The sequence below is a fragment of the Dactylosporangium sp. NPDC006015 genome (genome assembly GCF_040614215.1).
Taxonomy (GTDB): domain Bacteria; phylum Actinomycetota; class Actinomycetes; order Mycobacteriales; family Micromonosporaceae; genus Dactylosporangium; species Dactylosporangium maewongense.
On sequence record NZ_JBEXUD010000080.1, the window covers coordinates 22,628 to 34,476 of the forward strand.

Genomic DNA, 11,849 nt, shown 5'->3' on the forward strand with positions numbered 1-11,849 from the left:
GGGTCAGAAGCGGGCGATCGAGGCGTCCCGGATGCGCGGGGCGGCGAGGCTCTCGGCGAGGGTGTGGGGCTTGTCGCCCCAGCCGTCCGACGAGCTGCTGCCGCTGCCGCCGGCGACCCAAGCCGAGTGGACGGTGTGCAGGTTGATGGTGACGCCCTCGCCGCCCTCGTCCTTCGTGATGAACCGCGGAGCCAGGATCTCCACGACGGAGGCGGCGGTGGGGGGCTGGAACAGCGGCGTCGCCTCGCGCTCGTCGACCTTGGTGCCGGACAGGGCGGTCAGGGCGCTGCGCCCGGGCATGCCCCGCCACCAGTCCTTGTCGACGCCCTCGCCGGTGCCGTCGACCGGGTTCGGCGTGGCGATCGGCGTGCCGGGCGGCACGGGTGTCTTGTCGTCGGGCACGGGCTTGTCGCCGCCGCCCTTCGGTTCGTCCTTCTTCCCGCCGCCGCCACCGCCACCGCCGGAACCGCCGCCGGACGGTTTGGGGTCGGGCTTGGGGGTCGGCTCGGGGGACTCGGGCGTCGACGAGCCGCCGCCGGGGTCGCCGTACTCCGGCGCCCGCGGGCCGCCCGAACCGGATCCGGAGCCGGACGGCTCGCGGTCGGGCCGGTCGCCCCACGGGCCCGCCGGCTCCCCGCCGCCGTACCCGCCTCCGCTGTCCGCGCCGCCCGGGCTGCCGTACCCGGTGCCGCCGTAACCCGAGCCGCCGTACCCGCCGCCGCTGTGGCCCGGCCCGCCGTAGCCGGGTCCGCCGTAGCCGAAGCCGTCGCCGAGGCCGCCGAAGCCGTCGCCGAACCCGTCGCCGCGCCCCGAGTGGTCGCCCGGCTTGGCGGGCTTCGCCGCGGGCGGGCCCCACCAGCCGAAGCGCTGGCCGATCTTGTCGACCTGGTGCGGCGCGACCAGCACCGCGCCGACCAGCAGGACGATCTCCGAGCCGGGCACGTGGAAGAACTCGCCGATGATGCCGAGCACGATGAGCCCCTCGCCGACGTCGGACATCTTGTCCCAGGCGTCGCGGTAGTCGACCCCCGGACGCCTCGGGTCCGGCTTCGGCGGCTTGAACGGCAGCATCGACGTCGTGGCGTATCCGCCGCCGCTGCGGGTGTAGTACAGCCCGGCGCCCGGGTCCCAGAGCACGGCGCCGCCGAGCAGCGCGCCGTCCGCCGCGGCGCCGGTCGGGCGGCCGTAGGCGTCGTAGGAGTACCTGCGGGGCGGCGCGCCGGACGCGTCCGCCAGGCCGGCGATCAGGCCGCGGCCGCTCAGCACGTACGTGGAGCGCGTACCGTCCTCAGTGGACACCTGGACCGGCTGGCCGGGGCCGTCGCCGTAGGTGTAGCTGCGCAGCAGGCGCTCGCCGTCCCACTCCTCCAGCAGGTGGTCGCCGCTCCACACCCGGGTCACCCCGTTCCGGCCGACCTGCCGGCCGTGGGCGTCGTAGCCGTACCGGATCGCGCCGCCGTCGACGCCGACGACCTGGCCGTCGTGGTCGTACTCGTACGTCCGGCCGGTGCCGTCCGTCGTCTCCCCGGTGCGGCGGCCGTTGTCGTCGTAGGTGTACGCGGTGCCGCCGGCCGTCACGTACGCGCCGCGGGCGTTCACGGTCGCCGCGCCGACCACCTCGGTGCCGTCGGGCAGCGTCTCGACCCGCCGCTGCCACAGCCCGAGCGGGCCCAGCTCGTAGCGGACGGAGACCCCGGAGTCCCCGTAGGACGCGGACGTGAGCCGGCCCGCGGCGTCGTAGCCGAACCGGTCGCCGGTGACGGCCGCGCCGTTGCCGCGGTCCTCGGCGACCGGCCGCCGGGCGTCGTCGAACAGGTAGGAGAAGGCGTCGGCGACCGCCCCGCCCGGGGACCGGTACGTGAGCGCCGTCAGCCGCCCCGTGCCCGTCGCGTACGACAGCTCGGCGACCAGCGATGTTCCGAAGTGGACGGTGACCGGGCGCCCGTCGGCGTCGTACTCGTACGAGACGATCGTGACGCCGTCCTCGGCGACGCCGGTCAGCCGGCCCCGGCGGTCGTGGGCGCGGCTCACCCGGCGGCCGCTCGGGTAGACGAGCCCGGTCAGGTTCCCCGCCGTGTCGTAGGAGTACCGGATCGTCCGGCCGGACTGCGTCTCGGTGAGTGGCCGGCCGAGCGAGTCGTACGCGACGGCGGTGCTCGCGTCGGGGGTCCAGGTGGACGTCGTCCGGCCCAGCCCGTCGTAGCGCAGCACGGTCACCGGGATGGCTTCCCCGCCCGGGGCGGTGACGGCCTGCGCGACGAGCCGGCCGGCGGGGTCGCGGTCGCTGGTGACGACCGTGCCGGCGGGCTGGGTGAGCCGGACGACGTCGCCGCCGGCGTCGCGCTCGAACCCGGTGACGGCGCCGTCGGCCTCGATCACCGTGGCCAGGCCGCGCGGCCCGTACGTGGCGCGGGTCAGGTTGCCGGCCGCGTCGGTGCGGGCGGTGACGCGGCCCGCCTCGTCGTAGCTCACCTGGTCGAACAACACCTGCCCGGGCGCGGCGGTGCGGACCCGGCCGGTCGGGCGGCCCAGCCCGTCGTGCACGTAGCGGGTGGACCCACCGGCGCCGTCCACGTGCCCGACCAGCCGACCGAGTCCATTGTGGACGAACAGGTCGGCGGGGTCGTCGCCGAGCCGGCGGGTGCGCAGCTGGTCGAGCTCGTCGAACGTCTGGGTCACCACGGTGGCGCCCCGCCGCAGGTGCACCGGGTTGGAGTTCTCGTCGTAGCCGACCGCCGCCGTCAGGCCCGACTCGTCGGTGACGGAGGTGATGCGGTTCGCGCCGTCGTACGTCATGGTGAGCGCGCCGCCGGCCGGGGTCCACCAGCGGACCGGCTTGCTGTGCACGCCGTACTCGACGAAGGCCGAGACCAGGCCGTTGCCGCCCAGCGGTGCCCCGGTCGCCGGGTCGTGCCACGACCGGTCGATGCGGACCAGCCGGTCGAGCTCGTCGTAGGCGTAGAACGCCTCGGCGAGGACCGCCGGGTCGGCGGTTCCGGCGTCGCCGGTCAGCCGGACCCGCACGACCCGGTCCGCCTCGTCGCGCCACTGGTCGAGCGAGGTGCCGTCCGGGCCGTCGTACCCCGCGTACCGGTGCAGCCCGTCGTAGCGGAACCGGGTGGTGTGACCGCGGCCGTCCGCCTCGGACTCCAGCTGCCCGTTCGCCGTGTACGTCCAGCGCAGCGCGGTCCCGTCCGCGGCGACCGCCGCCACCGGCAGGTTGCGCTCGTCGTACGTGTAGGTGGTGACCGCTCCGGTCGGGTCCACCTCGCGGACCACGTTCTCCGCGGCGTCCCGCTCGAGCACGGTGACCTGCTCCAGGCCCTCGCCGGCGACGGTGCGCCGGATCGGGTTGTTCAGGTCGTTGTAGGCGAAGCGTTCGACCACGACCGCCGGCTCGTCCGTGGCCCCGGCGCCGTCGAACCCGCCGCGGACGAACGACACGGTGCGCTCGACCAGGTTGCCGTTGAGGTCGTACGTGTACGCCTGCCGGTACGCGTCGCCGGCCCGCGAGCGCAGCTCGGTGACGTCGCCGTGGGCGTCGCGGACCAGCCCGGTCGCGGCGCCCTTGCCGTCCACGACGGACGTCACATGGCCGGCGGCGTCGTAGGTGAACGCGGCCGTCACCGTGTCCCGGACGACCCGCCGCAGGTAGCCGCCGCGCGCCGGCGGTTCGGCCGGGTCGCCGGGCGCCGTCCGGGCGCCGGTCGGGTCGTCGTCGGCGTAGTGCAGGTACTCGGTGGCCGCCCCGCGCGCGTCGGTGTACCGGGTCAGCTGGCCGCCGTCGTTGACCTCGAAGCGTTCGGTCAGCGTGACCGTCGCCGCCTCCTCGCCCGGCAGCGACACCGTCGCCGGCGGCGTGGTGCGTTCGACGAGGTTGCCGCGCTCGTCGTACGACCAGCGCCACCGCCGCCCGTGCGGGTCCACCATCGTCACGACACCCTGGTGCGCCGGGTCGTACGCGTACCGCCGGACCTGCCGGACGGAGCCGGACGCGTCGACGCGGGCCGCCTCCATCAGGTTGCCCCGGTCGCGGGGGTCGTCGGCGTCGGGGTCGTAGCGCCACTCGTCGCGGTGCCCGGCCGGGTAGACCCGCCGGACCAGCTCGCCGTGCCGGTCGTGCTCGCTGCTGGTGGTCAGCGCGACGCCCCCGGACCAGACGGTCTGCTCCACCACGTGCCCCCGGTCGTCGTGGCGCAGCTCGACCCGGCCGCCGTTCTTGCCGACGAGGCGGGTCAGGCGGCCCTCGTACCCGTAGGTGATGGTGCCGCCGCCGTGCAGCTGTGTCACGACCCGGTCCTCGTCGTCGTAGACGTTGCGCAGGAACGTGCTGCCGTTCGGGTCGGTGACGCTCTCCAGCCGCAGCCTTTCGTCGTACGTGTACCGCACCGTGGGCCGCTCCAGGCCGTTGTTGCGCGGCGGCTGGACGACCGTCACCAGGCACCCGTCGCCGTCGTAGGCGTACTGCCAGCGGCGGCCGCCGTCGTCGATCTCATGGATCCGGCCGTCGCGCAGGCGCAGCCGCACCTCGCGGTCGAACGGGTCCGTCACGAGGATGGCGTCGTCCTCGTACGAGAGGCGCACCGTGTTGCCGTTGCGGTCGGCGACGGCGACCAGCCGGCCACCGGCCTCCGGGTCGGTGAACACCAGCCGGTTGCCGCGCGGCTGGAGCAGCGCGAGCCCGTCACCGGCCCGCTCCAGCCGCGCGTACACGCCGTCGGGCGGGTCGAAGCCGGGTCCGTCGGCGCGGTCGGTGAACCGCAGCTCGCGGCCGGTGCCGTCGCGCAGGATCAGGCCGTCGCTGGCCCAGGTCAGGCGCTTGTCGTAGGCGAAGCACCAGCCCCGCCCGAAGGGGCCGTCGGGCGGGCCGGTCTGCGAGCGGTAGGTCCGGGCGATCTGGACCGACGGGCCCCGCCCGGACAGCTGGAGGTCCACCAGCGTGGGGGCGTGTTCGCCGCTGTGGCTGAGGACGTGGGCACCGATGACGGTCGCGTTCCGTGTGGGCATGCGCACATGGAAGCAGCGCGGTCACGCTCCGTCACGTGAGCGACGGCTTCACGACTGTCCGAGCAGGGTGTCCACCGTGGGCAGGGTGGCGAGGGCGGTGGTGCGGGCGGCGAGCACCCCGGCGGCGTCGGGGGTGAGGGCGCGGGCCGCGTTGAGCTGGAACTTGCGGGTCAGGGCGGCGGGGGAGAGGGGCGCCTCGGCGCTGCCGAGCGAGGCATCGACGCGGTGCTCGTGGACGGTGCCGCCGGCGCCGATCCGCAGGACGGCGGCGAACGCGTGGGGGAAGATCTTCGTGGCGCGGTCGTCGGCGACGCAGCGGACCTTGGCGGCCAGGGCGAGGCGGGCGGAGTCGAGCGGGCCGGTGAAGTCGTCGAGGCCGACGCCGAGCCCGCCGCCGCCGAGCAGGGCCGTGGCGACCGTGTAGGGGCCGGAGAACTTCCCGTGGTAGGTACTGCGCGGCCGGGCCTTCTCGGCGGCGGGTTCGGCGATGGTGCGCAGCGTCGGCGCCGCCACCCCGAGCTCGATCCAGTCCACGGCCGCCGGGTCGAGGCCGGCGGCGCGCAGGGCGAGGGCGCAGTCGATGCCCGGGTGGGTGAAGTGGTTGGACGGATAGGGCTTGAACGCGGTGCGCAGCAGCTCCCAGCGGGTGCCGAGGTCGCCCAGGAGCGCGTCGTCGTCGCGGCGGCCGTCCGTGTACGCGGTGAAGAAGCCGAACCTGCCCTCCAGGACGGTCGGCGGGCCGGTGAGCCCGTCGGCGGCCAGGTAGGCGGCGGACACGCCGGCGTGCGCGGCCCAGCCGCAGTGCACCTTCTTGACGGTGCCGCCGGTGCGGTTCGCCTCGATGAGGCCGGCGCCCATGCTGGCGGCGACGCCCATCGCCGAGGCGACCCCGGGCGCGTCGAGGCCGAGCAGCAGCGCGGCGGCGGCCGCGGAGCCGATCGCGCCGCAGATCGAGGTGGCGTGCAGGCCGCGCTCGAAGAAGATGCTGTTGGCGATCGCCGGGTCGTAGGCCGCCATGCCGAGCCGGTTGGTCAGCTCGACGCCGGCGGCGACGGCCGCGAGCACCGCCGCGCCCGGCGCGCCGGTGGCCTGAGCGGTGGCGAGGGCGGCGGGGACGACGGACGCCGACGGGTGCAGCACCGACGGCAGGTGCGTGTCGTCGAAGTCGAGGGAGTGCGCCAGGGTGCCGTTGACGAGCGCGGCGGCCGGGGCGGGCAGCCGGTCGCCGGAGCCGATGACGGTCGCCTCCGCGGTGCCGCCCCAGCGGCGCACCGACCGCAGGACCGCGGGCGCGGCGTCGGCGTCCGGGTCGCCGTGGGCGGCGAGGGCGAGCCCGAGGATGTCGAGGACCCGGGCGGGCACGTCGGCGGTCACCTCGGCCGGCAACGGCTCGTCCCGGCAGGCGACCGCGAACCCGGCGAGGCGCTCCACGAACGTCATGCCGCACCCCCTGTGTTCGCGGCTGTGTTCCCGGCCGGCGGCAGGATGGCGAGCGGGCGGACCGGGGCGCCGGTCGCGCCGACGATCGGCAGCGGGTTGAGCACCAGCAGGCACTCGCGGGCGCCGGTGTCCAGCAGCGGGTGCAGCCGCATCGTCTCCACGATGTGCACGCCGCGCTCGACGAGGAGCATCCGGTGGACCGGCAGCACCGCGTGCCCCTTGCCCGGCGGGATGTGCTCGAAGGCGATCGTCTCGGCCCCGACCACCCTGACGCCGCGCGACGCGAGCCACTCGCCGGCGGCGACCCCCGGGCCGGGGGTGCCGTCGCGCTGTCCGATGAAGGCGTCGTGCTCCTCCCACCGGCGCGACCAGCCGGTGCCGATGAGGACGGCGTCGCCGGGCCGTACATCGGCGGCACACGCGTCGAGGTCGCCGGCGGTGATCTCGTAGCCGGCGGGCAGGACCGGGACGCCGTGCACGCGGGCGACGTCCAGCACGACGGCGCGGCCGACGTACACCTCGAAGGACTCGATGCCGTGCGAGGTGAACCCGAGGTGGCTCTGCACGGAGGACGCGGGGACGCCGCCGTGCAGCAGGCCGTCCTGCGACACGTGCGCGAGGGCGTCGACGTGGGTGCCGACGTGGCCGCCGGTGACGATCAGCTCGTTCGCGGCCGAACCACCGTCGGGGCGGACCAGGTCGCCGTGGCGGCGCTCGAGCGCCATCCGGAACGGCGGGTGGTTGGGCGACTGGGGCATGCCCCGGCGCATCGGCTGCGCGAGGTCCAGGACCGTGGCACCCTCGAGGAATCCGGACATCACAGCACCCCGTCCGCGTGCAGCTTCTCGATGTCCTCGCCGGTGAGGCCGAGCCGGTCGCGGTAGATCTCGTCGTTGTGCGCGCCGAGCCGCGGGCCGGTCCACCGGATGTCGCCGGGGGTGGCGGACAGGCGGTAGAGCACGTTCTGCATGCGGACCGGGCCGAGGACCGGGTCGTCGACGGCGCGCAGCGTGCCGAGCGCCGCGTACTGCGGGTCGGTGAACACGGCGGCGATGTCGTGGATCGGGGCGGCCGCCGCCTCCGCCGCCTCGAACGCGGCGATCACGTCGGCGGCGTCGCGGGCCGCGATCCAGTCGCCGACGTAGCCGTCGAGGAGGTCGGCGTGCTGGGCGCGGGTGGCCCCGGCCGCGAACCACGGCTCGGCGATCACCTCGGGATGCCCGACGAGACGCAGCACGCGCTCGGCGACGGCCTGGGCGGAGGTGGAGACGGCGAGCCATTTGCCGTCGCGGCTGCGGTACGTGTTGCGCGGCGCGTTGTTGACGCTGCGGTTGCCGGTGCGCGCCTGGACGACGCCGAGCTGGTCGTACACCATCGGCTGCATCCCCAGCAGGGTCAGGATCGGCTCGATGATGGCCAGGTCGACCACCTGCCCCCGGCCGGTGGCGTGCCGGGCGAGCAGCGCCGTGGTCACCGCCTGCGCGGCCGAGATGGCGGCGATCCCGTCGGCGAGCCCGAACGGCGGCAGGGTCGGCGGCCCGTCGGGCTCGCCGGTGATGGCCGCGAAGCCGCTCATCGCCTCCGCCAGGGTGCCGAAGCCGGGCCGGTTCGCATACGGGCCGAACTGCCCGAACGCGGTCACCCGCGCGATCACCAGGCGCGGGTTGACCTCGGCGAGGACGTCGGGGCCGAGGCCCCACCGCTCCAGGGTGCCGGGCCGGAAGTTCTCGATCAGCACGTCGGCGCCGGCGAGGATGCGCTTGAGCAGCTCGGCGCCGGCGGGCTTGGACAGGTTGAGGGTCGCGCAGCGCTTGTTGCGCCCCAGCAGGGTCCACCACAGCGGCACGCCGTCCTTGGCGGGGCCGTGGCCCCGGGACGGGTCACCCTTCACGGGATGCTCGATCTTGATGACGTCGGCGCCGAAGTCCCCAAGGATGGTGGCGGCGAGGGGGCCGGCGAACAGGGTGGACACGTCCACCACGGTGATGCCTGCCAGGGCGGGCTGCGGTTCCACCACCCGAGCCTAACGGCACTTCCGCCGAAATGGAAACCCCGTTACATTGAGGGAAACGCCGGGAAGGGGCTTCACGTGTCGCGGTACGACCTGATCATCAAGAACGGCACGCTGGTGCTGCCCTACACGGGGGAGATCCGGGCCGATCTGGCCACCCGCGCGGGCCGGATCGCCGCGATCGGCGAGGACCTCACGGACGCCGACGAGGTGCTGGACGCGACCGGCAAGCTGGTCTTCCCCGGCGCCGTGGACGCGCACTACCACCTCGGCATCTACCGGCCCCTGGAGGTGGACGCGGCCGAGGAGACCCGCTCGTCGCTCGTCGGCGGCGCCACCACCGTGCTGTCCTACTTCCGGACCGGGCAGCACTACCTGAACAAGACCGGCGCCTACGAGGACATCCTCCCCGAGGTGCTGGCCGCCGTGTCCGGCCGCTCCTGGACCGACTTCGGCTTCCACCTCGCGCCGATGGACACCCGCCAGGTCGGCGAGGTGCCCGCGCTCGTGGACCGGCACGGGATCAGCTCGTTCAAGTACTACATGTTCTACAAGGGCTTCAACCTGTCCGCCGACTCCCGGGACGCGAAGGCGTTCACGATGAGCGACGAGTACGACCTCGGCCACCTCTACCAGATCATGGAGGCCGTCTCCGCCGCCGCCGTTTCCGCCGCGGCCCGTGACGCCGGCCGCCGCGTCTCGCTGTCGCTGCACTGCGAGCAGGCCGAGCTGATGCGCCTGTTCATCGAGCGGGTCCGCGCCGCCGGCGACCCGCAGACGCTGAAGGCGTACTCCGACGCCCGCCCGCCGCTCACCGAGCGGGTCGCGATCGGCGAGGCCACCACCCTCGCGGCCGCGACCGCCTGCCCGGTGAACCTGCTGCATCTGTCCAGCGGCGAGGCCCTGGCGGCCGCCACCGAGGCCCGGCTCGCCCGCCCGGACCTGGACCTGCGCACCGAGGTCACCCTGCACCACCTCTGCCTCAACTACGACGAGCTGTCCGGCCTCGGCGGCAAGGTCAACCCGCCCATCCGCAGCGCGCAGGACAGCGCCGCGCTCTGGGACGGCGTCCTGTCCGGCAAGGTCGACTGGGTCGCCTCCGACCACGCCTGCTGCCTGGAGGAGCACAAGGGCGACGAGCTCTGGCCGGCGCTGCCCGGCTTCGGCGGCACCGGCCTGCTCTACCCGGTGCTGCTCAGCGAGGGCATGCACAAGCGCGGCCTGGCCCCGCACCGGGTCGCGGAGCTGGTCTCCGGCAACCCGGCCCGCGCGTATGGCCTCTGGCCGCGCAAGGGCTCGCTGCTCGTCGGCCAGGACGCGGACCTCGCCGTCGTCGACCCCGACCTGGAGCAGGAGGTGACCGGCGAGCTGCTCCTGTCCGGCCAGGACCACTGCCCCTTCGCCGGTCGCAAGGTCCGCGGCTGGCCCGTCGCCACCGTGCTGCGCGGGCAGGTGGCGTACCGCGACGGCGCCGTCGTCGGCGACCCCCGGGGCGCGTTCGTCGCCCGCTGACACCCCTCGGTGTGACGGATCTCCGGCGCGGGTGACCTGCCGGCGGCGCCGGCAGGTCGCCGGGGAAGACTCCGGTGCGTGTCGTGGTGGATGTATGCGCTGCTGCCCCTCGCCGGGGTCGGCGCCGGGCTGGTGGGCAGCGTCGCCGGGCTGGCGTCGCTGATCAGCTACCCGGTGCTGCTGGCGATCGGGCTGCCGCCCGTCACGGCGAACGTCACCAACAGCGTCTCGCTCGTCTTCAGCAGCGCCGGGTCCATCGCCGGGTCGCGCCCCGAGCTCGCCGGGCGGGCCGCGCGGCTGCGCCGGCTGGCCGTCGCGGCGGTCGCCGGCGGGGTCACCGGCAGCGCGCTGCTGCTGCTCGCGCCGGCGGAGACGTTCGAGGTGGTGGTGCCGTGGCTGATCGCGGGCGCGTCCCTGGCGATCCTGCTGCCCCGCCGGCCGGCCGACGCCGAGCCGCACCGGCACCACGGGTGGTTCCTGGCGGGCGGGGTCGCCCTGGTCGGCGTCTACGGCGGCTACTTCGGCGCGGCCGCCGGCATCGTGCTGCTCGCGCTGCTGCTGGCGCTGACCCCGGCGACGTTCGCGCAGGGCAGCGCCGAGAAGAACGTCCTGCTGGGCGCGGCCAACGCGGTCGCCGCGCTCGCGTTCGCGCTCTTCGGCCCGGTGCACTGGCTCGCCGTGCTGCCACTCGGCGTGGGCCTGTTCATCGGTGGCCGCCTCGGCCCGGTCGTCATCCGCCGCAGCCCGCCGGCCGCGCTCCGCGGCGTCATCGCCGCCCTGGGCCTCGGCCTCGCCGTCCACCTGGGCTGGCAGGCGTACCGGTGACCGCCGCACCCACCGGCGGTCTGCGGTGACCGGCGCGGCGAGCTACCGGGCGCTGCTGCGGACGCCGGGCGCGGCGGCGTTCTTCGTGCCGACGGCCGGCGGCCGGGTCGGGATCGCCATGACGAGCCTCAGCATCGTGTGGCTGGTCCGGGACGCGACCGGGTCCTACGCGACCGCCGGCCTGGTCACCGGGGCGTTCGCCGTCGCGGACGCCGTGGTGGGGCCGCAGGTGGGGCGGCTGATCGACCGGTTCGGGCAGGCCAGGGTGCTTCTGCCGGGTGCCGTCGTGCACGCCGTGGCGGTCGGTGCGCTCGTGGCGGGCGCCGCCGGGCACGCGCCGGCCTGGCTGCTCGCCGTCGCCGGTGCGCTGGTCGGGGCGAGCCTGCCGCAGCTGAGCGCGGTCGCCCTGGCCCGGTGGTCGGCGCTGCTGGACGGCGGGCGGCGGGCCGCGCTGCCGTCGGCGTACGCGCTGGAGTCGCTCAGCAACAGCGTCGCGTACCTCGTCGGGCCGGCGCTGGTGAGCGCGATCGCCGCGGCGGGCCGGCCCGTCCTCGGCACGCTGACCGCCGCCGCGCTGGTGGTCGCCGGCGGGTCGCTGCTCGGGCTGCAACGGCGGACCGCGCCGCCGGTCGTGGCGACCGACGGCCGCCACCGGTCGCACCACCGCCGGGCGCTGCGACGACCCGGCTTCCTGCTGCTCGTCGGCGTGAACACCGCCATCGGCGGCTTCTTCGGCACGATGTCGATCGCCGTGACCGCGTTCGCCGTCGAGCGCGGCGCGCCGGAGCTGGCGGCCGTGCTCTTCGCCGCGTCGAACGGCACCGGTCTCGTCGCGGTCCTCCTGTACGGCCTGCGCCCCTGGCCCGTCCCCCCACGCACGCAGCTGGCCCTGGCGGGCGCCGCGCTGGGACTCGGTGCCCTGCCGCTGGCGGCCGGCGGCCTGGCGGGGGTCGCGGCGGGAGTTCAAGGCTGATGCGGTGGCGTTGTACCGGTCTCGGCCGGGCGCGACGATCGCGCAGATCGCCGATGATCTGGGCGTCAATCGAGAGACGTT

The 11,849-nt window shown here is 75.3% G+C and carries 7 protein-coding genes; 3 read left to right on the top strand and 4 right to left on the bottom strand.

Translation table 11 applies throughout. The features are described from left to right. Positions 1-3: 3 nt before the first annotated feature. The 4 genes from ABZ321_RS56160 to ABZ321_RS56175 are packed head-to-tail and all read right to left on the bottom strand — an operon-like array spanning position 4 to position 8,461. The gene (locus ABZ321_RS56160) at positions 4-5,007 is read right to left on the bottom strand and encodes a DUF6531 domain-containing protein (protein WP_354904936.1); all 5,004 of its coding nucleotides are present in this window, start codon (positions 5,005-5,007) and stop codon (positions 4-6) included. A gap of 48 nt (positions 5,008-5,055) precedes the next feature. Beyond that, complete coding sequence (locus ABZ321_RS56165) at positions 5,056-6,447, bottom strand: MmgE/PrpD family protein (protein WP_354904938.1); 1,392 nt, start codon at positions 6,445-6,447, stop codon at positions 5,056-5,058. Continuing rightward, positions 6,444-7,265, bottom strand: a complete 822-nt coding sequence (locus ABZ321_RS56170; protein WP_344498662.1) for a cyclase family protein — start codon at positions 7,263-7,265, stop codon at positions 6,444-6,446. The genes ABZ321_RS56165 and ABZ321_RS56170 overlap by 4 nt, the downstream gene beginning before the upstream one ends. Next, entirely contained in the window at positions 7,265-8,461 is a 1,197-nt protein-coding gene (locus tag ABZ321_RS56175) for a CoA transferase (RefSeq protein WP_354904942.1), read from the bottom strand. The genes ABZ321_RS56170 and ABZ321_RS56175 overlap by 1 nt, the downstream gene beginning before the upstream one ends. 75 nt (positions 8,462-8,536) lie before the next feature. Between ABZ321_RS56175 and ABZ321_RS56180 the strand changes: the two genes are divergently transcribed. The 3 genes from ABZ321_RS56180 to ABZ321_RS56190 all read left to right on the top strand — a co-directional run bounded on the left by ABZ321_RS56180 (position 8,537) and on the right by ABZ321_RS56190 (position 11,768). Next, positions 8,537-9,970 carry a dihydroorotase family protein gene (locus ABZ321_RS56180; protein WP_344498666.1) on the top strand — a complete coding sequence of 478 codons (1,434 nt, stop codon included), beginning with the start codon at positions 8,537-8,539 and terminating at the stop codon, positions 9,968-9,970. Positions 9,971-10,048: 78 nt separating this feature from the next. Further along, positions 10,049-10,795 carry a sulfite exporter TauE/SafE family protein gene (locus ABZ321_RS56185; protein ID WP_344498668.1) on the top strand — a complete coding sequence of 249 codons (747 nt, stop codon included), beginning with the start codon at positions 10,049-10,051 and terminating at the stop codon, positions 10,793-10,795. Between the two features lie 25 nt (positions 10,796-10,820). Beyond that, complete coding sequence (locus ABZ321_RS56190) at positions 10,821-11,768, top strand: MFS transporter (RefSeq protein WP_354904946.1); 948 nt, start codon at positions 10,821-10,823, stop codon at positions 11,766-11,768. Positions 11,769-11,849 lie beyond the last annotated feature (81 nt).